This window comes from Arthrobacter sp. NamB2 (assembly GCF_005281365.1).
Classification (GTDB): domain Bacteria; phylum Actinomycetota; class Actinomycetes; order Actinomycetales; family Micrococcaceae; genus Arthrobacter_D.
Genome location: NZ_SZWI01000001.1, coordinates 277066 through 303144 on the forward strand (window position 1 = coordinate 277066; position 26079 = coordinate 303144).

The 26079-nt window shown below is 65.6% G+C and carries 21 protein-coding genes; 13 read left to right on the forward strand and 8 right to left on the reverse strand.

From position 1 onward, the window contains the following. Positions 1 to 3: 3 nt before the first annotated feature. Positions 4 to 1341, reverse strand: a complete 1338-nt coding sequence (rmuC, locus tag FDK12_RS01325; protein WP_137367876.1) for a DNA recombination protein RmuC — start codon at positions 1339 to 1341, stop codon at positions 4 to 6. Between the two features lie 84 nt (positions 1342 to 1425). On the opposite strand from rmuC, the gene ychF reads away from it, so the two are divergent. Both ychF and FDK12_RS01340 read left to right on the forward strand, forming a co-directional pair. Then, positions 1426 to 2511 carry a redox-regulated ATPase YchF gene (gene ychF, locus FDK12_RS01330; RefSeq protein ID WP_104117173.1) on the forward strand — a complete coding sequence of 362 codons (1086 nt, stop codon included), beginning with the start codon at positions 1426 to 1428 and terminating at the stop codon, positions 2509 to 2511. Between the two features lie 1837 nt (positions 2512 to 4348). Beyond that, positions 4349 to 4972, forward strand: coding sequence for a DUF7010 family protein (locus FDK12_RS01340; RefSeq protein WP_137367878.1), 624 nt, complete (start codon positions 4349 to 4351; stop codon positions 4970 to 4972). 202 nt (positions 4973 to 5174) lie between these two features. Here the strand turns inward: FDK12_RS01340 and FDK12_RS01345 are convergent, their stop codons facing one another. From FDK12_RS01345 to FDK12_RS01360, 4 genes are all read right to left on the reverse strand, one after another. Further along, a complete protein-coding gene (locus FDK12_RS01345) occupies positions 5175 to 5330 on the reverse strand; it encodes a DapH/DapD/GlmU-related protein (protein ID WP_137367879.1) in 156 nt (51 codons plus the stop codon). Then, complete coding sequence (locus FDK12_RS01350; protein WP_137367880.1) at positions 5309 to 5620, reverse strand: hypothetical protein; 312 nt, start codon at positions 5618 to 5620, stop codon at positions 5309 to 5311. The genes FDK12_RS01345 and FDK12_RS01350 overlap by 22 nt, the downstream gene beginning before the upstream one ends. A gap of 42 nt (positions 5621 to 5662) precedes the next feature. Beyond that, the gene (locus tag FDK12_RS01355) at positions 5663 to 6286 is read right to left on the reverse strand and encodes a maleylpyruvate isomerase family mycothiol-dependent enzyme (protein ID WP_137367881.1); all 624 of its coding nucleotides are present in this window, start codon (positions 6284 to 6286) and stop codon (positions 5663 to 5665) included. 236 nt (positions 6287 to 6522) lie between these two features. Beyond that, entirely contained in the window at positions 6523 to 7038 is a 516-nt protein-coding gene (locus tag FDK12_RS01360) for a tetratricopeptide repeat protein (RefSeq protein ID WP_223263013.1), read from the reverse strand. Positions 7039 to 7691: 653 nt separating this feature from the next. Between FDK12_RS01360 and FDK12_RS01365 the strand changes: the two genes are divergently transcribed. After that, on the forward strand, positions 7692 to 9110 hold the full coding sequence (locus FDK12_RS01365; protein ID WP_189636223.1) for a glycosyltransferase family 39 protein: 1419 nt from the start codon (positions 7692 to 7694) through the stop codon (positions 9108 to 9110). Between the two features lie 63 nt (positions 9111 to 9173). Here FDK12_RS01365 and FDK12_RS01370 read toward each other — a convergent pair whose 3' ends face one another. Then, positions 9174 to 9488, reverse strand: coding sequence for a hypothetical protein (locus FDK12_RS01370; protein WP_104117161.1), 315 nt, complete (start codon positions 9486 to 9488; stop codon positions 9174 to 9176). 369 nt (positions 9489 to 9857) lie between these two features. Here FDK12_RS01370 and FDK12_RS01375 point away from each other — a divergent pair, with 369 nt between their 5' ends. From FDK12_RS01375 to FDK12_RS01385, 3 genes are all read left to right on the forward strand, one after another. After that, positions 9858 to 11654, forward strand: a complete 1797-nt coding sequence (locus FDK12_RS01375; RefSeq protein WP_137367883.1) for an ABC transporter family substrate-binding protein — start codon at positions 9858 to 9860, stop codon at positions 11652 to 11654. Between the two features lie 233 nt (positions 11655 to 11887). Beyond that, on the forward strand, positions 11888 to 13429 hold the full coding sequence (locus FDK12_RS01380) for an ABC transporter permease (protein ID WP_137367884.1): 1542 nt from the start codon (positions 11888 to 11890) through the stop codon (positions 13427 to 13429). Next, a complete protein-coding gene (locus tag FDK12_RS01385) occupies positions 13426 to 14460 on the forward strand; it encodes an ABC transporter permease (protein ID WP_137367885.1) in 1035 nt (344 codons plus the stop codon). The genes FDK12_RS01380 and FDK12_RS01385 overlap by 4 nt, the downstream gene beginning before the upstream one ends. 8 nt (positions 14461 to 14468) lie before the next feature. Here FDK12_RS01385 and FDK12_RS01390 read toward each other — a convergent pair whose 3' ends face one another. Continuing rightward, positions 14469 to 15095, reverse strand: coding sequence for a PH domain-containing protein (locus FDK12_RS01390; protein WP_137367886.1), 627 nt, complete (start codon positions 15093 to 15095; stop codon positions 14469 to 14471). Positions 15096 to 15181: 86 nt separating this feature from the next. Between FDK12_RS01390 and FDK12_RS01395 the strand changes: the two genes are divergently transcribed. The 7 genes from FDK12_RS01395 (at position 15182) to FDK12_RS01425 (ending at position 25560) form a co-directional block, all read left to right on the forward strand. Further along, positions 15182 to 17011, forward strand: a complete 1830-nt coding sequence (locus FDK12_RS01395; protein WP_137367887.1) for an ABC transporter ATP-binding protein — start codon at positions 15182 to 15184, stop codon at positions 17009 to 17011. Positions 17012 to 17407: 396 nt separating this feature from the next. Then, positions 17408 to 19045, forward strand: coding sequence for an ABC transporter substrate-binding protein (locus tag FDK12_RS01400; protein ID WP_137367888.1), 1638 nt, complete (start codon positions 17408 to 17410; stop codon positions 19043 to 19045). A gap of 135 nt (positions 19046 to 19180) precedes the next feature. After that, positions 19181 to 20107 (forward strand): ABC transporter permease, encoded by a 927-nt coding sequence (locus FDK12_RS01405; RefSeq protein WP_137367889.1) that lies wholly within the window; start codon positions 19181 to 19183, stop codon positions 20105 to 20107. Beyond that, positions 20100 to 21176 (forward strand): ABC transporter permease, encoded by a 1077-nt coding sequence (locus tag FDK12_RS01410; RefSeq protein WP_137367890.1) that lies wholly within the window; start codon positions 20100 to 20102, stop codon positions 21174 to 21176. The genes FDK12_RS01405 and FDK12_RS01410 overlap by 8 nt, the downstream gene beginning before the upstream one ends. Further along, positions 21173 to 22936, forward strand: a complete 1764-nt coding sequence (locus FDK12_RS01415; RefSeq protein ID WP_223263014.1) for an ABC transporter ATP-binding protein — start codon at positions 21173 to 21175, stop codon at positions 22934 to 22936. Before FDK12_RS01410 ends, FDK12_RS01415 begins: the two co-directional genes overlap by 4 nt. A 208-nt stretch (positions 22937 to 23144) precedes the next feature. Further along, the gene (gene typA / locus FDK12_RS01420; protein ID WP_104117152.1) at positions 23145 to 25061 is read left to right on the forward strand and encodes a translational GTPase TypA; all 1917 of its coding nucleotides are present in this window, start codon (positions 23145 to 23147) and stop codon (positions 25059 to 25061) included. Positions 25062 to 25155: 94 nt separating this feature from the next. After that, positions 25156 to 25560, forward strand: coding sequence for a hypothetical protein (locus FDK12_RS01425; protein ID WP_137367891.1), 405 nt, complete (start codon positions 25156 to 25158; stop codon positions 25558 to 25560). Between the two features lie 10 nt (positions 25561 to 25570). Here the strand turns inward: FDK12_RS01425 and FDK12_RS01430 are convergent, their stop codons facing one another. Continuing rightward, on the reverse strand, positions 25571 to 26065 hold the full coding sequence (locus FDK12_RS01430; protein WP_137367892.1) for an ArsR/SmtB family transcription factor: 495 nt from the start codon (positions 26063 to 26065) through the stop codon (positions 25571 to 25573). Between the last annotated feature and the right edge of the window lie 14 nt (positions 26066 to 26079).

The window sequence follows — 26079 nt, forward strand, 5'->3', positions numbered from 1 at the left end:
CCGCTAGCCGTCAGTGCCGTCGAGGAGCTCGTGGGCGGTGAGTGAGCGGGGCGTGGCATCGATGGCAGCTCCCGAGTAACCGGGTGATGCCGGGCTGCCGGCCCTCTGCGCGCGAGCTGTGCCCAGCAGACTGACGTCGGCGCCCTGCGAGTCGCGCAGGCCGTCCGTTCCCCCGACCGCAGCGTCGACGACGTCCAGCGATGCGGAGTCAAAGGCACCGATACGGCGCGCGGTGGGCAGAACCCTCGATTCGAGTGCCCCTACGAACGAGTTGTAACGCTCGACGGACGTCTTCAGCGAGGCCCCGAGCCGCGTCACGTGTCCGCCCATCGTGCCGAGGCGCTCGTACAGCTGCTTGGACAGATCGAAGAGTTCGCGGGCATTGTCGGTGAGGACGGCCTGGCGCCAGCTGAAGGCAGCGCCTTTGAGGATGCCGAGCAGGGACACCGGTGAGGCGAGCGCCACGTTCCGGCCGAAGGCGTAGTCCATCAGTTCGGGGTCCGCCCGCAGAGCCTCCGAGAGGACGGACTCGACAGGGATGAAGCAGACCACCAGCTCCGGCGAATTGGCCACGCCCTCCCAGTATTTCTTGCGGGCCAGCGCGTCGATATGCGCGCGCAAAGCCTTTCCATGCTGCCGCAGCAGTTCGTCCCGGCGGAACTCCGTGCCGCCGTCGGCCTGGGCCTGCCCTTCGGCCGTTCCCTGCAGCTCCTGCGCGGCGAGGAACGCCGTCAAGGGTACTTTCGCATCGATGACGAGCTGCTTGTCGCCCGGGAGCTGGACCACCATGTCCGGGCGTGCGCGCTCGCCGTCACTACCCGTCGGAATCGAGACCTGCTCCAGGAAGTCGACACGGGAGAGCATGCCTGCCGCCTCGACCACCCGCCGCAACTGGACCTCGCCCCACTGGCCGCGCGCACTGTTGCTACGCAGCGCGCCGGCCAGCGAGTGGGTCGTCGCCAAGAGGCGCGCGTCGGCCTCGCGCGACTCCTCGAGCTGCCGCGCAAGCTGTCCGTACTGCTCCACGCGATCACGTTCGAGAAGGCCCACCTGCCGTTGCACCTGCGTCAGTTTCTCCGCTACCGGAGCCAAGGCGCGCAGGACGTCGTTGTCCGTCGAGGTCTTACCGGACAACTCACGGTTGTGCTGCTGCAGGAGATCGCGCTGGGCCACTGCTGCCGCGAGGTCCGTCGTCGTGCTCCCCAAGCGCGCTGCGGCGTCGTCGAGCTCGGAGCGGAGCTCGTCCGCACGATGCCGCAGTGGGCGCGCCACCAGGAACGCGCCGAGTGCGCACCCGAAGACGAAGGCGAGGAGGACGAGAAGAAGCGTGGTGGTGCTCATGCCCACACTGTTGCAGCACCCTCCGACATTCAGGGGTGGCGACACCGCGAAGCGGGTCCTCCCTGCCCGGTAGACTTGTCTCCCGTGGCTCTTACTATCGGCATCGTCGGACTGCCCAACGTCGGCAAATCAACCCTCTTCAACGCGCTGACGCGCAACAACGTGCTGGCGGCGAACTATCCGTTCGCGACCATCGAGCCGAACGTCGGGGTGGTCAACCTGCCCGATTCACGCCTTGCGAAGCTCGCCGAGGTCTTTAGTTCGCAGCGCATCCTGCCGGCAACCGTGTCCTTCGTCGACATCGCAGGCATCGTCAAGGGCGCGTCCGAGGGGGAGGGGCTGGGCAACCAGTTCCTCGCGAACATCCGTGAGGCCGAAGCCATCGCTCAGGTCATCCGAGTGTTCGATGATCCCGATGTCATCCACGTGGACGGCAAGGTCGATCCGCGGTCGGACATGGAGACCATCAACACCGAACTGATCCTCGCCGACCTGCAGACGCTCGAGAAGGCCATCCCTCGCGTCGAGAAGGAAGTGAAAATCAAGAAGCGCGAGGCGGCTCAGCTCAGCGCGATGCAGGCGGCGCAATCCGTCCTGGAACGCGGGGACACGATCTTCTCGTCCGTAGCGAGCGACAAGCTCGAGATGGAGCACCTTCGTGAGTTGAGCCTGCTCACGGCAAAGCCGTTCATCTACGTCTTCAACGTCGACGACGCCGTCCTCGGCAATCCGCAGCGTCAGGCGGAGCTGCGCGAGCTCGTGGCGCCCGCCGACGCCATTTTCCTAGACGCCAAACTCGAAGCCGACCTCGTGGAACTCGACGAGGCGGAGGCTCGCGAGATGCTCGAGATGAACGGCCAGGAGGAGTCCGGCCTCGACCAGCTGGCGCGCGTCGGCTTCCACACCCTCGGGTTGCAGACCTACCTCACGGCGGGCCCCAAGGAGAGCCGCGCGTGGACGATCAGGAAGGGCGCCACGGCGCCCGAGGCCGCCGGCGTCATCCACTCCGATTTCCAGCGTGGCTTCATCAAGGCCGAGGTGGTGTCCTTCGACGACCTGGTCGACGCCGGCTCGATGAGCGAGGCGAAGTCACGCGGCAAGGTCCGCATCGAGGGCAAGGAATACGTGATGTCCGACGGCGACGTGGTGGAGTTCAGATTCAATGTGTAGATTTCGACCAGTTGCTTGAGAGTTGCCCGGGGTGCTGACTGCATCCCGGGCCTCTTTGTTTTCGCTGCCTCGCCCGATCGGAACGTGAAGTACGTTCGTGACGGTGATCGCTCCCCGGAAGATCGGGGGCTCGAAGCGCGCTAGCCTGAACGGCATGAACCGTAGAGACGTAGATGACGCTGCGACGCTCATGACCCTGCTGCACCATGGGAAGCGCCCCTCGTCGGTCCGTGCGCTGCTGTCGGGGTGGGACATGCTGGAAGCCGACGTCCCTTCACGGGAACAGATAGAGACGGCAATGTCGATCCTGGTCGGTTCCGGTCTCGCTGAGGTGGACTCATCCTGGGGGATGCGGCTCACGGAGCAGGGCGGACACCTCCGGCGGTCGGTCAAGGGTCCTGGTGGGATGCGGATGGTCCCGAGGGCAATCAGCGATCTGCTGTCAGGACGTGAGTTGAACGCGGCACCGCTGAGTCTGCCTCAGGCACTTTTTGATGCAGCGCGCGAGGACTATCACGACACGGCCCGGCGCAGGGCCGAGCGCGAGCGCCGATCGCGGCATCGTTGGTGGTGGCCCGACCCATTCAGGCGCCCCGGCCAGTGACGCCGCCGGGGGGTCTCCGCCCGATGAGCCTGAGGGCGTTGTCGCGGAAGCGGCCAGTTTGTCATGTTGTTCAGCTACGGAACGTGGTGGAGTTCCGCTTCAACGTGTGAACCGACGTGATTGCTTCCGTTCTGAGGTAATCCCGCGGAATCCTGATTTGTCGTAACTCGAAGATTTCAGCGGGACCGCATTGCTGAATACCCAGCTGAGAGATCGAAGTGCTCCGCCTCGGTGAATGTCCTTGTGCCAGGAGGCGACGGACCGGCACCGATGCTGGTCCCCTGGATATCATCCCAAGGGCTGTTTCGGTGCGGGCTCGCTGCTGCTGTGCTATGTGAGGGGCAATCCCCGTACAGCACCCGTGCAACCTCATCGAGCCGACAGGAGTCTGACCGTGGACCTATCTGGTGCACTGATACTCGCCCTCATTTTGGTGGCGGTGGTTATCGTCCTCGCATTAGTGGCGATCGCCCGAAGATCCTCACGGAAGACGAGCCAGGGTAACCAGGAAGCGAGCAGGCGTACGGCGAGAGCCGCAAGTCAGCCCGACAGCGGGGGCGGATCCTCCGCGGCTGTCCTGGGTGGGGCAGCGCTCATGGGCGGTCACGAGTCGCACCCTGGCGGGGGCCCTTCCGGCGGCGACTCATCCTCATCCTCGGGTGGGGGAGGCTTCGACGGTGGGGGCGGCGCCGGCGGCGGGGGAGAGTAGGCATGGAGGACACGACGTTGAAGTGTCTGGCCTCGGCCGGCAGCTGTGGCATCATCGGCCTCTCCGGCGGGCTGGCTTGAGGTAAAACGCCGATGTTGGTCTTCCTCATCCTCGGGGTGGTTTCAGGTGCGATAGCTTTCGCTACCTGGGCGCAGGAGGAGAAGCCTGTTGCACTGGAGGTTCATTGAAGCCGTCCAAGACTCCAGCTTCGGCGGACTACCGCCCAAGTCCCTGTCCAGCGGTTTGAGGGCTCTTCGACGAACCCGAGCCCTTTCTCGCCCGGGTTCAGACGGTGAAGATCCACGTATCCGACCAACCCGCCGTCGACGTTCTCGCCCGCCAGACGGATCAGTTCAGCGGGGGGATCCTCGACCCGACGGGACCAGAAAGCGTGCAACGCCTTATGGGAGGTCGCGCTCCATCCTGGATGGGCTCCGCCAGGACGCGAGGAATCCAGTCGTCGTCGAGCTCACAGTAACGCCGAACGAGTTCGACACCGCGGCGTGAACTGACAGAATCTGACTATGGACATCTCCGCAGCCCAGACGGACATTCGGCGCGTTTACAGACGCGGTTCGGTGGGACAGATCGTGACAGCACTGATGTGGGCTGCTTCGGCAGCTGCCGCGTCGAGCGGGCTCGCTGATATCGCTCCGTTCGTGCTGTTCGTCGGCGGGATGCTCATCTTCCCGCTCACGACCCTCGGTCTCGGTTTCCTCGGTGGGCCCTCCGCGTTGCCGGCTGGACATCGGATGTCAGCGCTGGCTTTCCAGACTGCAATGCAGGTGCCACTGGGATTCCTTGTGGCCCTGACGCTTGCTGCCTTCGACGCGGATCTCTTCTTCCCTGCAGCAATGGTGCTCGTCGGGGCGCACTACCTGCCGTTCGTCTTCCTCTACGGCATGCGCTCGTTCCTGCTGTTGGCGATTCCGATGATCGTCACCGGCGTAGCCGTCGGACTGCTGTTCCCCTCGTCCTCCGTCATCGGAGCCTGGTTCACCGTGGTGCTGCTCGCCTCCTTCGGCATCAAGGAGTTCACCCGTGATCGTCAGGGTCGTCGGGTCAGTACAACCAACGGGTCGCAGCTCCTTAGCCTGCCACCACGTCACCAACAAGGCTTCCCATACCGAACCACCTTCACTGCTTGAGCGCAGCCGGGACTTTCCTCCGGTAGCCCTGACCATCATCGTGAAGTCCTTTCACCTGACGTCCGCAGATGTCTCCGTAGCCGCGGCGAGGTGCCGTAGCTGGTGGGAATGCTCGTACGCGAGCCCGGCGAGGAACACGGCGAGGAACACGGCGAAGAACGCGCAGGGTAACCAGCCAGAACAGCAGCGTCAGCGCCGGTCGTTACCCTTCCGGGACTGTGCCGACCTGCCGTGCAGGCACCCCAACGACCAGTGCCCCCGCGGGAACATTCCTCGTCATGACTGCACCCGCTCCAACTACAGCCCCATCGCCGACGGACACCCCGGGCAGGACCGTCACGTTGGCCCCGAACCACATCGGCAGCCGCTGTGCACGAACACCTCCGCGCCGAATCGGATGTTCCTGCCGAAGTCAGCGCTGAACGGCGGGAAAAGTTGAAAGGACTCGGGGACCTCGCGCCCGGTCAGTTCGCCCACCAGGGCCCTCACCTTCCCGGGGGAGTGGTACCGCCCGTTGAGCTCGGCGGTGATGCGCAGCGCGTCCTGGCTCCCGGTATGCATGGCCGCATGGTGCGGTGAACCTCCGGGGATTGTCTCCCCGGAGTTGAGAGCAGCCAGCAGTTCGTCGGGACTCCGAATGTCGGCCATGCGCCCTCGATATCGTGCCCTTGATGCTCAGGCTTGTTCTGATCATAGGTTCAAGCGGCTCCGGAGAAGCGCGACGCCGGGTCCTCGGAGGTCGTGGAGGGCTGCCGGCCGTCCGGACGCCGCAAGCAGAAGCGACAACGCTGGCCCCGCAATCATCTGACCCGACCCGAGCGTGAATCCCTCGTCGGTTGCGGTGAGTTCCAGGCCTGTCAGCCGCTTCTTCCCACCGGACAGACGGTCCTGGGCGAAGTAGGCCACAGCCTCTCGCAGCTTCGACGGCAGGGCTGCGTGTTCTATACCGAGCGGGCGCCTTATGTCCTCGCCGTGCACGACGATTTCGATGAGCCGAGTGATGAAGGGTCCGGGAGGGGTTCTGGTGCTGGTGATGGTGGATTCGAATCGCTGGAGGGTCTCGGCAGGAGTGGGAGCTCGTTCGGTTTCTACCTCCCGGGCATTAGCGCGGTCAAAGTCGAAGCCCGACCTGATGAGGGACAGCCAGAAGCTGCGGTGGGTGGTTCCTGCTGAGCCGGTCAGGTGCGCGACGACATCGTGAACGTCCCAGCCTTGACATAGCGAGGGCGTCGCCCACTGCGCATCCGTCAACGATGCCAGATCATCTGCAAGGGCCTGCCGTTGCTGGTGCACAGTGTGCCAATCGCTGATCATTTTCATCCTTCGTCTTATGTGGCTTACAGACACTCAGTAGACGCAGTCGGACCCTCGGAGTCATCGATCAACCCACTACGACTGACGATGGCGCGGTTCCGCTGCGCGAGGTGATGCAGGTGTCGCGTGCGAGTCATGGGGTTGGCAGGACTGTTGCATGGAAGACGCTCGCAAAATCGGGCAGGCAAGGTCCGAGCGGCCCTGAGCATCTGTGGTCGTGCCGGCTGAGGGATCCCTTACCTGGGCTGCCCGCTTTGGGGCATCGTGGCGGTGCTTGGCAGTTCTGTCGCGTAAGCGGTGAGGGACCGCTTGTAGCCATCGAGGGTCGGAATGAGGGCGAGCAGCGCGGTCTTCTGTGCGTCGCCATATCTGCATTCGTCATGCAGCGCCAGGGCGAGGAAGGCTCGGCGCGCCCCTTCGTCGATGCCGGCATCTGGCATGGATTCGAGGATCGACACAGCCTCGGCGGACGCGCCTACGTTGCGCAGGCTACTCGCGAGTTGAATGGACGCCCGTAGCGCGCTCGTGCCCTCCAGCCCTGCTGCGATAGCTCGCCTGTACAGCGGAATCGCTTGGTTCTCGAAACCCAGGGCATCGTGCACACCGGCCAACTCGAACAAAGCCTTTGCATCATCCTCGGGCCGCTCGGCGAGCAACTCGCCCATCTTCGCGATGGAGCCCAGCGGATCATCGTCGTCGAAGTCCTGCTCGTAGAAGCGATCGATCTTCTGCTGCCACGCTGTGTCCGTCATCCCACCAGCCTTCCATGTCACCGCAGTACGTCCATATCGTGGAACTGATGCCGGAGCGAACCAATGGGGCGCATCAGATTCGGGGGCAGAGCAAGCTAGGCAGCTCCTCCTCTGATCCGCCGTGCCGCTCCGGACGACGGTCGTGCCCGGACACCCAAAAGGGTTGGAGGTCGAGCATCGCCGGACTGCCGATCAGTTACACCCTGGACGGCACGACACTCACCCTCTCGAACGACAGGGGTTTGCTCGTCCTGGAGCCCGCGACCGGTGACTGAGAAGGCGGACCCGACGGCGTGGACCACTCCTTATACACGGAGGGGCAGGGGACGAAGGCGTGGCCCCTGTATATAAGGAGTGGCTGGTGCTGCGATGTGGATGGGAACGGGTCGCACGCACCGCCCGCCCTGGAGCGATCGTTGCCGACCGCCCGTCCCGGAGGGAGCGGGGACATGATCGGCCCTGCCACGTCGGGAAGCTCGAGTCCAGGGAAGTGGAGGAATGGTGGGGGGCCGACGCGCATCATCTATAGTCGCGGGGTGACTTCGCAGCTTCCGGCCCGGCATTCCGCGGCAAGGCACCCGTCCCGAAGAGCGATCGGGAGGGGCCCTTCGTCAGGGCTCTCCGCTCCCGTCCGAAGCAGCCTCTTCCTGGGAGTGCTCGGTTTCCTGATCAGCTTTGCGGGTGCATGGATTCCTTCCCCGTGGCTGGATGAGGCAGCGACAGCCCACATCATCAGCTATCCCTTCGCCGACATGGCGGTCCTGTGGCAGCAGACCGACGCCGTGTTCGCTCCGTACTACGTCTTCATGAGCGCTTGGGTGAGCGTGACCGGGGTCACGCCGCTCTGGCTGCGGATGCCCAGCCTGCTGGCTGTGGGGGCAGGCACGGCTGCGATGGCGGCCGCCGGCCGTTCCGTCGGCGGTCGTAGGGCGCAACTGTTCTACGCCGCGGCGTTCGCGCTGTTGCCCCGCATGACCGCGATGGGGATCGAGGCGAGACCCTATGCGCTCTCGTCGATGTTCATGGCATTCGCCCTGCTCGCGGTCGTCAAGCTCCGCGAGAGGAGTTCGATCGGGTACTGGCTACTGCTGGGGGCGTCGATGATCGGCGCCGTCGGCGCGCACCTCTTCGCCGCGCTGCCCGTCGTCGGCCTGGTGGCTGTCGCGCTCATCCTTTTCCGGGGCAGGTCCCGGCTGGCACTGCTCGTGACCTCGGTAGTGGCGGGGCTCGTGTGCCTTCCGCTCGCCCTCGCCGCGCTTCCCCAGCAGTCCCAGGTGAGCTGGATCGGGGACGGAGGGTACAACATCGCCGACCAGGCGCTGGTGGAGTCCTGGTTCACCTCGCGCTGGAACATCGAGCCGGCCGGTTCCGAAGTGGCGCTGCAGTACGTCGCAGTCGCGGTGGCCGGCATCGCCGCGCTGACCATCGCACTCGCGCTGATCACTGGTTGTCCGCTGCCGAAGGACCGCCTGCTCGTAGCCGCGGTGCCACCCGCACTGGCGGTCGCCGTTCTGTGGGGCATATCGATCGCGCATGAACCCATGCTGCTGGGCCGCTACTTCACGTCGTCGTCACCGTTCGTCGCGATGCTGCTGGCGGAGTGCATCATGGTGCTCCGGCCTTACGCCAAGCAGATCCTGGCGTCGCTACTGGTCGCAGGCTGCATCGTCCTCATCGTGGCCCAGCGCCAGCCGTACGCGAAGATTCCCGGCTACGACTACTCCTTCATCGCCTCAGCCCTGCACGACCAGGCGGAGAACGGGGACGGCCTACTGATCGAACCGGGTGTCGGTTCCATCGACTCCGCCCGCAACGCCGTCGACCTGTACCCGCAGGAGTTCGATCGGCTGGTGGACATAGCCCAGCCCGAACGCCCGCCGCTCGGCTGGGTGTTCGCCTCGGATCCTCCGGTGGTCGACATCGCAGAACGCGCCGTACCGCCGCGTGTCTGGCTTGTGACCAAGAACGAGCAGGACAGCGCCTATGCTGCCCAGCTCAACAACCTGGGGTTCCGTCCGACGTCGTCCTCGAGCGGCCCTGCGCACACCGTCACCCTGTGGACGCAGCCCTGACGTAGGGTCCCTGGTCCGGCAGGAGCGCTGCGTCGCTCCTGCCGACGTGCACGCCGGCGAGGGTCACCACATGCGGCTGTTGGTCTCCGACACGAATCCCCGCCCGTCCGAGAACCAGTGGATGGTCGGGCTGTTCCGCGCCGTCGGCGTCGTGAGATCGGAGAACAGATCCGCGTTGAACCGGTTGCTGAGCTCCGGGGACGTCAGGGCGGTCTCCTTCGTGATCACGAACACAGGGCCCTTCAAGCCCCTGCTCTGGATCGACAGGTGCACTTCGGCGTGCTGGTCGAGCCGGGCCTTGATCGCCCCGATCGCAGCCTGCACGTCGGCGTCGTCGTCCCAGATCGCCGCGTGCCTGTCCACGAAAAGCCAAGCCATGGTGCTCCTCGCCTGCCCTGCGGGTTCCACCGCGGACCAGGTGCGGTCAGCGGCGCTCCGGCCACACCAGCGGGCGGCCGGGTCTCTTAACGAAACACCGCGCGACGCCCCTGATCAAGCGTTGATTCCAGCGCCGGGCTGGTCGGACGGCGCCACCGCCCGTACCGCTGGAGAGGACCTCGGAAGGTTCGGTGAACATTTGGTTGCAGCTCGATAACAACACCGGACCGGCGTGGCATTGGATACCTATTGGTAACAAAGTGCACTTAGGCTTTTGCTCACGTGAGTAGCGTCACCCTTTCGGGTTGCGTATCGGCTGTCATGCAAGACCGCGTGAAGCTGGATCCACACTATGAAATAGGAGGCGGAATGCGTTTCGGACGTACTTCCAAAGCTGTGGGGGTCGCTGCTGTAGCAGCGCTCGCATTGAGCGCCTGCGCTGCCAACACGGGTGCCGAGACACCCGAGGAAAGCGCTGAAGGCGAAGCAACGGGCGGAAACGTCCGTGTTGTCGAGGTCAACGGCTTCAGCTCGTTCAACTCGAACAGCTCAGAGGGCAACTCGGACATCAACGGCAGGATTGCCTATGCAACCCACTCCGGTTTCGTCTACATCAACAACGATCTCGAGGTGGTCGAGAACGAGGACTTCGGTTCGATGGAGGTCCTCTCCGAGGATCCCCTGAGCGTGAAGTACACAGTTAACGAGGGCGTTAACTGGTCCGACGGCGAGCCCGTGGACGGCGGCGACCTGCTGCTTTCGTGGGCCATCGGTTCAGGACACTTCAACGACGCGAAGACCGATGAAGCGGGTGAAGTCGTATCGGGTGCCACCTACTTCGACTACGCCGGCGACACCGGCGGACTCGGTCTCACCGAGCTCCCCGAGATCGGCGATGACGGCCGGTCCATCACCCTGAACTACTCGGAGCCCTTTGCCGACTACCAGGTCGCTTTCGGCCTCATGAGTGAGGGTGGCATCTCCTCGCCCGCCCACGTCGTCGCCGAGAAAGGCGGCCTCGCTGATGAGGACGCGCTGATCGAGCTCATCCAGACCTCGCCGGAGGGCGACCCCGAGAATCCGGTGGAGCGCCCTGAACTCCAGGCGGTCGCCGACTTCTGGAACGCCGGTTTCGACACGAAGTCGCTGCCGAGCGATCCGTCGCTCTACCTGTCCAACGGCCCGTTCATCGCTTCGGCGATGACGCCGGACCAGTCCATGACGCTGACCCGCAACGAGGACTACAGCTGGGGCCCGATGCCGAAGGTGGACGAGATCACTGTCCGCTACATCGGCGAGGCACCGGCCCAGGTCCAGGCGCTGCAGAACGGCGAAGCGGACATCATCGCTCCGCAGGCGTCCGCTGACACCGTCGAGCAGCTGGAAGCCATCGAGGGCGTGACCGTTTCTCGCGGCAACGAGCTCTCCTACGACCACCTCGACCTGAACTTCAGCGGAGTCTTCGCCGAGGAGAGTGTCCGCGAGGCCTTCATGAAGACGGTGCCTCGCCAGCAGCTGGTCGAGACGATCGTCAAGAAGCTGAACCCCGACGCCGAGCCTCTCGACTCGCAGCTCTTCCTGACCGACCAGGAGCCCTACGAGGAGTCGGCCGCCAACAACGGTTCGGAAGCCTACGCCGAGGTAGACATCGAGGGTGCGAAGGAGCTGCTCGCCGGAGCGACTCCGGAGGTCCGGATCATGTACAACCGTGACAACCCGAACCGCCTGAACTCCTACACGCTGATCGCGGAATCCGCCGCGAAGGCAGGATTCAAGGTCATCGACGGCGGTCTCGGTGCCTCTGACTGGAGCGCCGCTCTGGGCAACGGCACCTACGATGCCACCATCTTCGGCTGGATCAACTCGGGCGTCGGCGTGTCCGGCGTGCCGCAGATCTTCAAGACGGGCAACGGCTCGAACTTCAACGGGTTCTCCAGCCCCGAGGCCGACGAGCTCATGGACGAACTGATCGTGACGACTGATCCGGACGCGCAGGACGACCTGCAGATCCAGATCGACAAGCTGATCTGGGATTCCAAGTACGGACTGCCCCTGTTCCAGGTTCCCGGTGTCGACGCCTACAGCGACAACATCACCGGCATCGAATACATGCCGAACCAGACGGGCGTCTGGTGGAACTTCTGGGACTGGGAAGTCGTCCAGTAGTCCGTCACTGAGTAACGCACGTCAGTAGCAAAGAGGCGCCGGGACAGGGGAACTCGCCCGTTCCGGCGCCTCTCTTTGTGCAGGTCGCGGAAGGACGATGTTCCGCTTCGGCGCCATGGCGAGGACCCGCGGTGGCTGCCGGCCCCGGCGTTCCTCCGGCTACGGAGGCTGCACTACACTCTGCGATAGCACGGGAACACCCACCCGAAATCAAACATTGAGGTTCGAAATCTATGGTGACCTACATCGTTCGGCGTCTGGTGACGGCCGTCCTCATCCTGATCGGCGCGTCGTTCGTCGTGTACCAGCTCACCGCTCTCTCGGGCGACCCGCTCGAGGACCTGCGCGCCAGCAACGCGCCGAACCGCGATCAGCTGATCCAGGCCCGGACGGAGCTCCTCGACCTCAACACGCCGGCACCGCTCCGGTACTTCGGGTGGCTCGCCGGAGCGGCGAAGTGCCTCGTCCCGTTCGCGGCGACCTGCGATCTGGGCGCGAGCATTCAGGGCGAGGCGGTGACCACAGCGCTCGTGAGGGCCATGGGTAACACCATCACGCTCGTCACCACTGCAACGGTGCTTGCCATCATCATCGGCATCTCGCTCGGCATCATCACGGCACTGCGCCAGTACAGCGGACTCGATTACGGCGTGACGTTCATGTCGTTCCTGTTCTTCTCGCTGCCGATCTTCTGGCTGGCCGTCCTGCTGAAGGAATTCGGCGCCATCGGGTTCAACAACTTCCTCGCGAACCCGCAGATCCCGGGTTCGACGATCCTGGTCGTCGCGATAGCGAGCGGGCTCATCTGGGCGCTGTTCGCGAGCAGGTCCTGGCGGAGCAAGGGAATCGCCTTCGTCCTCGGCGCGGTCGTCGCCGCGGCGCTCCTGTTCGTCCTGGACCTTGTGGACTGGTTCACCCGGCCGGGCCTGGGACCCATCGTGATCCTCGTGACGGGTGTCGGTATCGCCTTCGGCATCGTGCTGCTCACCGCGGGTCTCCGCAACCGCAAGGCGCTGTACTCGTCGCTGATCATGGTGGCCATCGGCCTCGTCGCCTACTACGTCGTGAACCCGGTCCTGAATGCGGCAACCGCCTGGATGATCGTCATTTTCGCGGTCATCACGGTTCTGGTGGGTTGCACGGTCGGATACTTCATGGGCGGCTACGACCGGGGCCAAAGCATGCGAGCGGCGGCCCTGACCGGGCTGCTGATGGGGCTCCTGATCGTCGTCGACCGCTTCATGGTCACCTGGCCTTCCTACGTCAACAACTCGCGTGTCCGCGGCAGGCCGATCGCGACGGTGGGAGCGGAGACGCCGGGCCTCGACGGCACGTTCTGGGTGAACGGCCTCGACACATTCACGCACCTGCTGCTGCCGACGCTGGCCCTGCTCCTCGCATCCCTCGCCAGTTACAGCCGGTATTCGCGCGCCTCCATGCTGGAGATCATGAACATGGACTACATCCGCACCGCCCGGGCCAAGGGCCTGAGCGAGCGGACCGTCGTGATGCGGCACGCCTTTCGCAACGCGCTCATCCCCCTCGCGACCCTGGTGGCCTTCGACATCGGCGCCCTGATCGGCGGCGCGATCATCACCGAGCAGGTCTTCGCCTTCGCGGGGATGGGACAGCTCTTCGTCCAGGCGCTGCAGCGCACCGACCCGGATCCGATCATGGGCTTCTTCCTGGTGGCCGGCATCCTGGCGCTGGTCTTCAACCTGGTGGCCGACATCGTGTACTCGTTCCTCGATCCTCGCGTAAGGGTGAAAGCATGACCACTCAGACTCCCTCCGACCTTCCCGGCGGTGAGGCAGCGACCGTCACCGGTCCTACGCATCCGGCTCCCGATGCCGAGGCGAAGGGCCTGTCGCAGGGCCAGATCGTCCGCAGGAAGTTCTTCGACAACACCGCCGCGATCGTCAGCCTCATCGTGTTCGTCGTCATCTTCGTACTGGCTTTCACCTCGGTGGGCTTCGCCGGGATCCCGGGCTGGTGGAAGTACAACCACACCGAGTTCGTCCCCCTGCTCAACGGTGGCGCGCCGACCGTCACCGGACCGTTCAGTTGGGGAGAGCACCCGTTCGGACAGGATTCGATCGGCCGTGACTACTTCGCGATGACTATGCGCGGAGCTCAGAACTCCATCATCATCATGTTCCTCATCGGAGCGCTCGCGTGCCTCGTGGGAGTGGTCATAGGTGCCAGCTCCGGCTACTTCCGCGGCTGGACCGAGGCCGTGCTGATGCGATTCACCGACGTCATCATCATCATCCCGCTCGTCCTCATCGCAGCGACACTGGGTGAGTCCGTCAACCGCTTCGTCGGTAGCGGCGCGCAGGTGTGGCTGCTCGGCATCTTCCTCGGGCTGATCGCCTGGACCGGACTGGCGCGCCTCGTGCGAGGCGAGTTCCTGACGCTGCGCGAGCGTGAGTTCGTGGATGCGGCGAAGATCGCCGGTGCGTCCAACGCGCGCATCATCTTCAAGCACATCCTGCCGAATGCCGTCGGAGTCATCATCGTGAACACGACGCTGCTGATGTCCGCGGGCATCCTGCTCGAGACGGCGCTGAGTTACATCGGATTCGGTGTGAAGGCTCCCGATGTGTCCCTGGGCCTGATCATCAGCCAGAACCAGGAGGCGTTCCAGACGCGGCCGTGGCTGTTCTGGTTCCCCGGCCTGTTCATCGTGCTGATCTGCCTCTGCATCAATTTCATCGGCGACGGCCTGCGCGACGCCTTCGACCCTCGGCAGAAGAAATTCAACGCCAGTCGGGCGAAGGACGCAGAGAAGCCCGCAGCGGCGTGACCGGACCGCTAGGAGCCGAGAGTCAGCGACGCGGCAGCCGCCGAGGCCAGCAGCACCGCCACGGCGATGTGCGGCCAGTTCCACGCGCGGCGCGCACGGTCGGGGGAGTCTACGTCGATGGCGCCGGACTCCACCAGCTCCTGCCAGCGGGAGCGCACGAGGTAAGCCGCCAGTCCCGAGTCCGTGTTTTTCAGGTCCCCCGGGCGGATAGACCCGCCGGGGCCGTAGCTCGTGGACGGCAGGTTCGTCACGTGTTCGGGCTTGCCGGCATGGGTTCCCCAGACCCCGGGAGCGGGTGCGGCCCAGGCGGTGAACGAGCCTGTCGGCGTCACCAGCTTCAGGGCGTACCTCGTATCCACGTCGATCAGGGCGGCCCAGGGGACCCTGATGGTCGCCAGCGGGTTCCGCAGTGTCACGGCGGCGTCGGACAGTACGACGGCGGGGTACCAGAAGAGCCACCAGCCGAGATAGCCGATGCTTGCCAGCGGCCACCCCGCGAGCAGGCCGGACGGACCCTCGGTGGCGAGGATCGACACAAGCCCGGCCAACGCGACGACGACCGCGATACCCGTGAACCAGACGCTGGTCCGCGGTTTGAAAACGGTGGCCCCGGCCACATCCCTCGAGCTTTCCATGGCTCAATAGTCCCAGCAGTGCGGCCGACCACGGCAATCCCGGAGCGCGGACAGTCTCGCGCCTCCATCACGAAGGAGACCCCCTCATGAGTACTCAGGTAATCGGTGGCACAGGCGGCGCCGGCCCGGACCGGCCGGCGTTCCAGGGTCCCGTGCTCGAGGTCCGGAACCTCAGCGTCGACTTCGGTGTCGACAAGAAGTGGGTCCCTGCCGCCATCGACCTCAACTACGAGGTGCGTGCCGGCGAGGTCCTCGCCATCGTGGGCGAGTCCGGTTCCGGCAAGAGTGCCAGCTCCATGTCGCTTCTCGGGTTGCTGCCGTCCAACAGCCGGGTCACCGGCGAGGTGCTGCTGAACGGCAAGTCCGTCCTGACGATGTCGCCGGCGAAGCTCCGGCAGATCCGCGGCAACGACGTCGCCGTCATCTTCCAGGAGCCGATGACCGCACTGAACCCCGTCTACACCGTGGGTTTCCAGATCGTGGAGACGCTGCGCCTGCACAACGAGATCTCGCCGGACGAGGCGAAGCAGCGTGCGCTGCGCCTGCTGCAGATGGTGGAGTTGCCGGATCCCGACAAGGCGTTCCGCTCCTATCCGCACCAGTTGTCGGGAGGGCAGCGCCAACGCGCGATGATCGCCCAGTCACTGTCGTGCGATCCGAAGCTCCTGATCGCCGACGAACCGACGACGGCACTGGATGTGACGGTCCAGGCTGAGATCCTGGACCTCATGCGCAACCTGCGCACCCAGTTGAACAGCGCGATCGTCCTCATCACGCACGACATGGGAGTGGTGGCAGACCTCGCGGACCGGATCGCCGTGATGCGCAAGGGCCGCATCGTGGAGACGGGCACGGCGGAGCAGATCTTCAACAACCCGCAGCACGAGTACACGCGGGCGCTCCTCGCCGCCGTGCCGCACCTCGGGCAGGGGGACGGGAACGACGACGTCGACATCACCGCCGCCCTGGCGGCAGCGACCCACACGGAGCTGCAGACCGTCGACCACGACGAGCTGGAGCGGCGCGAGCAGCAGGTACTCGCGCAGCTCCACGAGGAAGCGCACACGGCGTCGCCCGCTGCGGAGCCTGTCCTCGAGCTGGTGGACGTGGCAATCGAGTATCCGAAGCAGGGCCGGGTCCCGGCGTTCCGGGCTGTCGAGGGTGCGAACCTCACCGTCTATCCGGGCCAGGTCATCGGACTGGTGGGGGAGTCGGGCTCCGGGAAGACCACGATCGGGCGTGCCGCCGTCGGGCTGTTGCCGGTCGCGCACGGTTCGCTCAAGGTCGTGGGAACGGACATCTCGGGCTTCCGGCCCACGTCGAAGGAACTCGTGCAGGTGCGGCGGCACGTAGGCATGGTCTTCCAGGATCCGTCGTCGTCCCTGAACCCCCGGCTCCCGATCGGTGAGAGCATCGGCGAGCCCATGTTCCTGGCGGGCGAGGCCAAGGGTGGCGAGTTGCAGAAGCGCATCGAGACGCTGTTGGACCAGGTCGAATTGCCGCGCTCCTATCGCAACCGGTACCCGCACGAGTTGTCCGGTGGCCAGAAGCAGCGAGTCGGCATCGCGCGAGCGCTGTCGCTCAAACCGAAGCTGATGGTTGCTGACGAGCCCACGTCCGCCCTGGACGTGTCCGTGCAGGCGAAGGTCCTGGAACTCTTCCAGAACCTGCAGCGCGAACTCGGATTCGCCTGCCTGTTCGTCACGCACGACCTCGCCGTCGTCGACGTGCTCGCGGACTACATCTGCGTGATGAAGCGTGGGCGGATCGTGGAGCAGGGCACGCGTGACCAGATCCTGCGCAGCCCCCAGGACCCCTACACCCAGCGCCTGCTGGCGGCCGTGCCCTTGCCGGATCCGGCCAAGCAGAGAGAGCGCCGCGAGCTGCGAGCGAAGCTGATGGCGTCCACCGACTGAGTTCGGTCGCGTCCCCTGTAGGGGGTTGCACCCGACGTAGCCCGTCCTGCTGAGGCAGGGCGGGCTACGTCGCTGTGTCCGGTTCCGACGCCACGTGCCACGGTGGAACCCGGGACCGGACGGGGGCATGGACGCCACGTCGGCCTTCCCACGCCGGAAGCCCCCACGCTCCCGTTATCCAAGCGTGACGTGCCCCAGGCGCAGGCCGTCGTCCGCGGAATCACGGTCATCGCGCGGGCATTCTGAAAACCGCTTGAGAGCGCCGTCCCTTCAAGATGTTCAGGGAAGCAACGGAATGGGCATATGATCTTCCGGTGTGAGTTGGCTCTCGCTCTCTGCGGAGCCGCTATCCCGGCCACAACAGCGCCGGAACGACCCAGATACCTAGGAGGCGGAATGCGTTTCACGCGCACTTCCAAAATGCTCAGCGTCGCGGCCATCGCCGTTCTGTCACTGAGTGCATGCGGCGGCGGAAGCAGTGAGTCCGGCACGAGCGAGGGCACCACAGATGCCGTCATCGTGGTGGATGGCTCCGAGCCCCAGAACCCGTTGATCCCCACGAGCACCAACGAGGTGGGCGGCGGAGCGATCCTCGACCTGATCTTCGCCGGTCTCGTGAGCTACGACGCGCACGGCACGTCCCAGAACGAGATGGCCGAGTCCATCGAGACCGAGGACGCCCAGAACTACATGATCAAGCTTAAGGAAGGCAAGACGTTCACCAACGGCGACCCCGTTACCGCGAGCTCCTTCGTCGACGCCTGGAACTACGGTGCTGCCGCGAAGAACGCGCAGCTCTCGAGCTACTTCTTCGAGAGCATCGAAGGCTACGACGAGGCGAGCGCCGAAGGCTCCACGGTGGAGACCATGAGCGGCCTCACCGTCGTCGACGACCTGACGTTCACCGTCAAGCTCTCCCAGCCCGAATCCGACTGGCCCCTGCGCCTCGGCTACAGCGCGTTCTTCCCGCTGCCCGCCGTGGCTTTCGAGGACCCCGCCGCTTTCGGCGAGAACCCGATCGGCAACGGACCGTACAAGTTCGCCTCCGAGGGCGCCTGGCAGCACAACCAGCAGATCGAACTCGTGCCCAATGACGAGTACGAGGGCCCGCAGGCCGCGCAGAACGCCGGCGTGACCTTCAAGATCTACCAGAATGACACGACGGCCTACCAGGACCTGATCTCGGACAACCTGGACGTCCTGAAGACGATTCCGACCAGCGACATCAAGAACTTCAAGAACGACCTCGGTGAGCGCTCGATCGAATCGCCCTATGCAGGCAACCAGACCATCGCGATCCCGTACTACCTCCCGAACTGGGAAGGCGAGGCCGGCAAGCTGCGCCGCCAGGCGATCTCGATGGCGATCAACCGGGAGGAGATCACCGAGGTGATCTTCAATAACGGCCGCACCCCCGCGAAGGACTTCACGGCTCCCGTCCTCGAGGGCTTCAGCGAGGACCTCCCGGGCAGCGAGAACCTCGACTACAACCCCGAGAAGGCCAAGCAGCTCTGGGCCGATGCCGAGAAGATCGCACCCTACGACGAATCGCAGCCCCTGACCATCGGCTACAACGCCGACAAGGGTGACCACAAGACGTGGGTCGAGGCGGTCGTCAACAACATCAAGAACAACCTCGGCATCGACGTAGCGGGCAAGCCGTACGCGACGTTCAAGGAAGCACGTACCGAAGCCACCGAGGAGACCCTCACCGGCGCCCTGCGTGCCGGCTGGCAGGCCGACTACCCGTCGCTGTACAACTTCCTCGGGCCGATCTACGCCACGGGCGCCGGATCGAACGATGCCCGCTACAGCAACCCCGAGTTCGACCAGCAGCTGACCGACGGACTCGCCGCCAGCTCTGTCGAGGAGGGCAACGAGGCGATGAACAAGGCCCAGGAGCAGCTCCTGGAAGACCTCCCGGCCATCCCGCTGTGGTACCAGGTCGCCCAGGGCGGCTGGAGCAACAACGTGGACAACGTCGAGTTCGGCTGGAACGGTGTTCCGCTCTACTACGCCATCACCGGCAAGTAACCCCTAGCGGTCTCGGGGCCTGCCCGGCACAGGGCAGGCCCCTTTTCCGTGCTCCCACGAAAAGGTTCAACACCTCATGAGCAACCCCTCTTTGCGTCCGGTCCGGACGCTCGCCGTGCCGGGAGGTGCGCACTGATGGCCTGGTATATCGTCCGACGCTTCCTGCAGTTGGTTCCCGTGTTCCTCGGCGCGACGCTTCTCGTCTACTTCCTGGTCTTCAGCCTGCCCGGTGATGCCACCGCTGCCATCTGCGGCGAGCGCGGCTGCACCCCGGCCGTCGTCGCCGGCCTGCGCGAGCAGTACAACCTCGACCAGCCCTTCTGGATCCAGTACCTGCTGTACCTCAAGGGCGTCCTGACCTTCGATCTGGGCACGAACTTCTCTGGCCGTCCGATCGCGACCATCATCGCCGAGGTCTTCCCGACCACGGCGAAGCTCGCCGTCATGGCCCTCGTCATCGAGGCGGTCTTCGGCATCGTCTTCGGCCTCGTCGCGGGTCTCCGGAAGGGGAAGATCTTCGACTCGTCGGTCCTCGTCCTGTCCCTGATCGTCATCGCCGTGCCGATCTTCGTGCTGGGTTTCCTGATGCAGTTCCTGATCGGAGTCAAGCTGCAGTGGACCAACCCGACGGTCAGCGGTGACGCGACGTTCGCGGAACTCCTCCTGCCGGCCGTGGTGCTCGGGCTGGTGTCCTTCGCCTATGTCCTGCGCCTGACCCGCACGAGCATCATCGAGAACGTGAATGCGGACTACGTCCGGACGGCCACGGCCAAGGGCCTGAGCCGCAGGCGCGTCGTCGTCGTGCACGTCCTCCGCAACTCGCTGATCCCGGTCGTGACCTTCCTGGGCGCCGACCTCGGCGCACTCATGGGCGGCGCGATCGTCACCGAGGGCATCTTCAACGTCAACGGCGTCGGCAACACCCTCTACCGCGCCGTACTGAACGGTGACGGACCGATGGTCGTCTCGATCGTCACGTTCCTGATCCTCATCTTCTGCCTCGCCAACCTGCTGGTGGATCTCCTGTATGCGTGGCTGGACCCAAGGATTCGATATGCCTGAACCAACATCATCAAACGCTCCGGCCCCGGCCTCGACCCCGCTGTCGGCGGAAGGACCGGTCGGGTCGAAGCCGCAGGCCCCCCTGGCGACAGAGGCACCGACGCCCGTCGGCCGCACCAAGAAGTCCGCCTACCCGATCGAGCACTTCGTAGCGGACCCCGACGAGAACCCCGTCAGGGCAACCGACAGTGCCGTCTCCGATGCCGCTCCGCGCAGCCTGTGGGGCGAGGCGTGGCGCAGCCTGAGGCGCCAGCCGCTGTTCATCATCAGCGCGGTCCTGATCCTCGCGGTCATCTTCGTGGCGCTGTTCCCGGGCCTCTTCACGAGCGAGCCGCCGAACGAGAACTGCCTGCTCGAGAACTCCGACGGTGGACCGGCCCCCGGGCACCCGCTCGGCTTCACGGTGCAGGGCTGCGACATCCTGTCCCGCGTCGTCCACGGCACGCAGTCGTCGCTGACGGTCGGCCTGTTCGCGACCATCGGCGTCGTCCTCATCGGCGGCCTGATCGGTGCGCTGGCCGGCTTCTTCGGGGGCTGGATCGATGCCGTCCTCGCCCGGATCGGTGACATCTTCTTCGCGCTGCCGCTGATCCTCGGCGCGATCGTCGTCGTGCAGCTTCCGGTGTTCCAGCAGAACCGCAACGTGTGGACGCTCGTCGTGATCCTCGTGGCGTTCGGCTGGCCGCAGATCGCACGCATCACGCGCGCGGCCGTCATCGAGGTCCGAAATGCGGATTTCGTCACCGCGGCCAGGTCGCTCGGGGTCTCACCCCTCGGTGCCCTCGTGAAGCACGTCATCCCGAACGCCCTCGCGCCGGTCATCGTCATCGCGACGATCTCCCTCGGAACGTTCATCGTCGCGGAGTCGACGCTGTCGTTCCTCGGCATCGGCCTCCCGCCGGACGTCATGTCCTGGGGCAATGACATCTTCTCGGCGAAGCCGTCCCTGCGGAGCAATCCGATGGCCATCTTCTGGCCGGGACTCGCACTGTCGATCACCGTTCTGAGCTTCATCATGCTGGGCGATGCCCTGCGTGACGCTCTCGATCCGAAGGCACGCAAACGATGAGCCACAGCATGGGCAACGAAGTGGATGCCGGAAAGGGCAGCGACGGCCGGCGCCGGGCAGCGCGCACCGAGGGAATCCCGGCGTCGTCCGGCGCTCCGCGGCCGCTGCTCGAACTCCGCGACCTCGCCATCACCTTCTCGACGTCGAACGGGAACGTCCCGGCGGTGCGCGACGCGCACCTGACCGTGATGCCGGGGGAGACCGTCGCGATCGTGGGGGAGTCCGGCTCGGGCAAGTCGACGACGGCGCTGGCCGCCATCGGACTGCTGCCCGCGAACGGGCGTGTCTCGAACGGCAGCATCATCTTCGACGGCGAGGACATCACACACGCCTCGGAGAAGCGCATCGTCGAGCTCCGGGGATCCTCCATCGGCATGGTGCCGCAGGACCCGATGTCCAACCTGAACCCGGTGTGGAAGATCGGCTTCCAGGTGAAGGAGACCCTGCGGGCCAACGGACTCCCGAGCACTCCTCAGGACGTAGCCAAGGTGCTCTCCGAGGCGGGGCTCCCGGACGCCGCGTCGAGGGCCAGCCAGTACCCGCACGAGTTCTCGGGGGGCATGCGCCAGCGCGCCCTGATCGCGATCGGCCTGTCATGCCGACCCCGACTGCTGATCGCCGATGAACCGACATCCGCCCTGGACGTCACCGTCCAGCGACAGATCCTCGACCACCTGGACACCATGACGGAGGAGCTCGGCACCGCGGTGCTACTCATCACGCACGACCTCGGCCTCGCCGCCGAGCGCGCCCATAAGGTGATCGTGATGTACAAGGGGCAGGTCGTCGAGGCAGGGCCGGCCCTCGAACTGCTGACCAACCCCCGCCACCCCTACACGCAGAAGCTCGTGGCGTCGGCTCCGTCGATCGCCTCGCGCCGCATCGCATCGGCGAAGCGCGCCGGTGTCGAGACCGGGGACCTGCTCGCTCCGGCGACGCCTCCCGGTGCTGTGGTGGACAAGGTGATCGAGGTCGAGGACCTGACGAAGGTCTTCAAGATCCGCGGCAGCTGGGGGAAGTCCACGGACTTCACCGCCGTGAACAAGGTCTCCTTCTCCATCGCCCGCGGCACGACCACCGCCGTCGTGGGGGAGTCCGGCTCGGGCAAGTCCACCGTCGCGAAGATGGTGCTCGGCCTGGAAGGGGCGACGTCGGGCAGTATCCGCTTCGACGGCGTGGACATCACCACGCTCGGACGGAAGGAGATGTTCGATTTCCGGCGCCGCGTGCAGCCCATCTTCCAGGATCCCTACGGTTCGCTCGACCCGATGTACAACATCTACCGCACCATCGAGGAGCCGCTCCGCGTCCACGGGGTGGGCAACGCGAAGAGCCGGGAGAAGAAGGTCCGCGAGTTGCTCGAGCAGGTGGCGCTGCCGTCCTCGATGATGCAGCGCTTCCCGAACGAGCTCTCCGGCGGCCAGCGCCAACGAGTGGCGATCGCCCGTGCGCTGGCGCTGGACCCGGAAGTGGTCATCTGCGACGAGGCGGTCTCGGCACTCGACGTGCTGGTCCAGGCCCAGATCCTGAACCTGCTCGCCGACCTGCAGTCCGAACTCGGCCTGAGCTATCTCTTCATCACGCACGATCTCGCGGTGGTCCGGCAGATCGCCGACCACGTGGCCGTGATGGAGAAGGGCAGGCTCGTGGAGCAGGGCACGACGGACGAGGTGTTCGACAACCCGCAGACGGCGTATACCCAGGCCCTGCTCGCGGCGATCCCCGGCGCCGGGCTCGTCCTCCCACCCGAGGTCGCCTAGCACGCGGCCCTGCGCCGGACGGTGACGACACAACGACGGCGGTCCTCCCTGGGGAGGGCCGCCGTCGTTGTGCGCCCACAGCTGATTCGGACCACCGTTGACAGCGCGCATTAGGTCTGTTTTTGTCCAGCACCTAGACTGGTAAGAGGGCGTGCAGTGCAGCCGCCGCCACTTTCCCCGCAGTAGATACCGAATTGAGTCATTACGCATGTCTGAAACCACAGGCAACACCGCTGTCCGCAGCGATCTCCGCAACGTAGCCATCGTGGCTCACGTTGACCACGGAAAAACCACCCTGGTCGACGCCATGCTGAAGCAGACCAACTCGTTCGCGGCGCACGGCGACGTCGCCGACCGCGTGATGGACTCCGGCGACCTCGAGCGCGAGAAGGGCATCACCATCCTCGCGAAGAACACCACGGTGTTCTACGACGGCCCCTCGGCCAATGGCGAGACCATCACCATCAACGTCATCGACACCCCGGGCCACGCCGACTTCGGCGGCGAGGTGGAGCGCGGACTGTCCATGGTCGACGGCGTCGTCCTCCTCGTCGACGCGTCCGAGGGCCCGCTGCCCCAGACCCGCTTCGTGCTGCGCAAGGCCCTCGCGGCCAAGCTCCCCGTGGTGCTGCTGGTCAACAAGACCGACCGTCCCGACTCCCGCATCGAGGAAGTCGTCAGCGAATCGATGGATCTCCTCCTCGGACTCGCCTCGGACCTCGCGGACGAGGTTCCCGACCTCGACCTCGACGCGATCCTCAACGTGCCCGTGGTCTACGCCGCGGCCCGCGCCGGTGCCGCGTCGCTCGAGCAGCCCGCGGACGGCACCGTGCCCGCGAACGATAACCTCGAGCCGCTGTTCCAGACGATCATCGAGCACATCCCCGCGCCCCGGTACAACCCCGAGGGTGTTCTGCAGGCGCATGTCACCAACCTCGACGCCTCGCCGTTCCTCGGCCGCCTCGCACTGCTCCGCATCTTCAACGGAACCCTCCGTAAGGGACAGACCGTCGCCTGGGCTCGCCAGAACGGCGAACTGAAGTCCGTGAAGATCACCGAGCTCCTCGCTACCAAGGCGCTCGACCGTGTTCCCACCGAGTCCGCCGGACCCGGCGAGATCGTCGCCGTCGCCGGTATCGAGGGCATCACCATCGGCGAGACGCTCACCGATGTCGACAACCCCCAGCCGCTGCCGCTCATCACCGTCGACGATCCAGCGATCTCCGTGACCATCGGTATCAACACCTCGCCGCTCGCAGGCAAGGTCAAGGGTGCCAAGGTCACGGCCCGCCAGGTCAAGGACCGCCTCGACAAGGAGCTCATCGGCAACGTCTCGCTCCGTGTCCTGCCCACCGCGCGTCCCGACGCCTGGGAGGTCCAGGGCCGTGGTGAGCTCGCCCTCGCCATCCTGGTCGAGCAGATGCGCCGCGAAGGCTTCGAGCTCACGGTCGGCAAGCCGCAGGTGGTCACCAAGACCATCGACGGCAAGATCCACGAGCCGATGGAGCACATGACCATCGACGTGCCCGAGGAGTACCTCGGCGGCGTCACCCAGCTCATGGCCGCGCGCAAGGGCCGCATGACCAACATGGCGAACCACGGCACCGGCTGGGTCCGCATGGAGTTCATCGTTCCCGCCCGTGGCCTGATCGGCTTCCGTACCCGCTTCCTGACCGACACCAGGGGTGCCGGTATCGCTGCGTCGATCTCCGAGGGCTACGAGCCGTGGGCCGGCGACATCGAGTACCGCACCAACGGTTCGATGATCGCCGACCGCGCCGGCGTCGTCACGCCGTTCGCCATGATCAACCTGCAGGAGCGCGGCTCGTTCTTCGTCCAGCCCACATCCGAGGTGTACGAGGGCATGATCGTCGGCGAGAACTCCCGCGCCGACGACATGGAGGTCAACATCACGAAGGAGAAGAAGCTCACCAACATGCGTGCGGCCTCTTCCGACACCTTCGAGAACCTGACCCCGCCGCGCAACCTGACGCTCGAGGAATCCCTCGAGTTCGCCCGCGAGGACGAGTGCGTCGAGGTGACGCCCGAGTCCATCCGTATCCGCAAGGTCATCCTGGATGCCAACGAGCGCATGCGAGCATCGCGTTCGCGCGCCCGCGCCTGATCACCAGCTGCACGTGGTAGACGACGACGCCGGCACCTTCCCAGTGGGGGAGGGCCGGCGTTCGTCGTTCGCGGCCCGGAGGGCTGCGGGACACGTGGGTACATCCCCACCCCGGCGGTCGGCCGCAGTGCTGGCCGCCGTCGGAGCGGGAATCGCTGCGGGGGTGCTCGGCACCCTCCTGCACGGGCACGTGCTGTACGCGGGCGGAGCCGCGCTGCCGGTCGGTGCCCTCGCGGCTCTGGTGCTCGCAGGGTGCCTGTTCCTGTTGTGCGGACTCTGGGCGCGGAACGTCATCTTGGCGGCGGTCGCCGGAGCGGTCGCCTACAGTGTGGTGGCGCTGCTGTCGACGTCGTCGAAGACGCTGATCCTCACGGGTTCGTCCGAAGCCGCGCCGGGCCTGGCCCTCGCAGGAAATATCTGGCTCTTCGGCGTCCTGGTGGTGACGCTCGGGGCGGTCGCGCTCGGCGCCGTCGTGCTACGCCCCTTGCGGCGTCCCTGACCGGGAGGCTTCAGTCGGCCGTTCGGTCGAGATGATGGGCCAGCATGATCGAGGTGGCCGTGCCGTCGTCGTCAGGCCCTCGCTGGACGTAGTCCTCGAAGACCTCCCGGATCCGACCCATCATCTCTGCGCGGTGCTCGTCGTTGAGTCTGACCCCCAGTCGCCACACGTCGATCTCGGACGGCTGCAGTCCCTCGATCTCCTGGAGGAACGTCTCCACGAGGACGGGAGCCGCGTTGGGCATGCGGCTCCCCCAGGAGAGACCCGTTGCCCGGTAGGGGATCTCCTTCGCGCCGCGGTTACCCGTCCTGGCGTCCTCGGCGGCGAGGAATCCGGTGGACAGCAAAGTGCGGACGTGGTGCAGTGCCGTGGCCGGATTGAGGTCGAGGATCCCCGAGATCTCCTTGTTGGTCCTCGGCTTGTGGAGGCACAGTCGGAGGATGCGGAGCCTGACGGGGGAGCTGAGCGCCCGGCTCCGTGCCTGGAGGTCCTCGTCTCTTTCCATCCGTCGATTGTACG

Coding starts and splice junctions, on each gene's coding strand:
- FDK12_RS01370 (WP_104117161.1), bottom strand. CDS start 9,488: ATGGCTTGGCTTTTCGTGGACAGGCACGCGGCGATCTGGGACGACGAC.
- typA (WP_104117152.1), top strand. CDS start 23,145: ATGTCTGAAACCACAGGCAACACCGCTGTCCGCAGCGATCTCCGCAAC.
- FDK12_RS01410 (WP_137367890.1), top strand. CDS start 20,100: ATGCCTGAACCAACATCATCAAACGCTCCGGCCCCGGCCTCGACCCCG.
- FDK12_RS01360 (WP_223263013.1), bottom strand. CDS start 7,038: ATGACGGACACAGCGTGGCAGCAGAAGATCGATCGCTTCTACGAGCAG.
- FDK12_RS01355 (WP_137367881.1), bottom strand. CDS start 6,286: ATGATCAGCGATTGGCACACTGTGCACCAGCAACGGCAGGCCCTTGCA.
- FDK12_RS01345 (WP_137367879.1), bottom strand. CDS start 5,330: ATGTGGTTCGGGGCCAACGTGACGGTCCTGCCCGGGGTGTCCGTCGGC.
- FDK12_RS01380 (WP_137367884.1), top strand. CDS start 11,888: ATGGTGACCTACATCGTTCGGCGTCTGGTGACGGCCGTCCTCATCCTG.
- FDK12_RS01400 (WP_137367888.1), top strand. CDS start 17,408: ATGCGTTTCACGCGCACTTCCAAAATGCTCAGCGTCGCGGCCATCGCC.
- FDK12_RS01350 (WP_137367880.1), bottom strand. CDS start 5,620: ATGGCCGACATTCGGAGTCCCGACGAACTGCTGGCTGCTCTCAACTCC.
- rmuC (WP_137367876.1), bottom strand. CDS start 1,341: ATGAGCACCACCACGCTTCTTCTCGTCCTCCTCGCCTTCGTCTTCGGG.
- FDK12_RS01385 (WP_137367885.1), top strand. CDS start 13,426: ATGACCACTCAGACTCCCTCCGACCTTCCCGGCGGTGAGGCAGCGACC.
- FDK12_RS01375 (WP_137367883.1), top strand. CDS start 9,858: ATGCGTTTCGGACGTACTTCCAAAGCTGTGGGGGTCGCTGCTGTAGCA.
- FDK12_RS01390 (WP_137367886.1), bottom strand. CDS start 15,095: ATGGAAAGCTCGAGGGATGTGGCCGGGGCCACCGTTTTCAAACCGCGG.
- FDK12_RS01340 (WP_137367878.1), top strand. CDS start 4,349: ATGGACATCTCCGCAGCCCAGACGGACATTCGGCGCGTTTACAGACGC.
- FDK12_RS01405 (WP_137367889.1), top strand. CDS start 19,181: ATGGCCTGGTATATCGTCCGACGCTTCCTGCAGTTGGTTCCCGTGTTC.
- FDK12_RS01395 (WP_137367887.1), top strand. CDS start 15,182: ATGAGTACTCAGGTAATCGGTGGCACAGGCGGCGCCGGCCCGGACCGG.
- FDK12_RS01415 (WP_223263014.1), top strand. CDS start 21,173: ATGAGCCACAGCATGGGCAACGAAGTGGATGCCGGAAAGGGCAGCGAC.
- FDK12_RS01430 (WP_137367892.1), bottom strand. CDS start 26,065: ATGGAAAGAGACGAGGACCTCCAGGCACGGAGCCGGGCGCTCAGCTCC.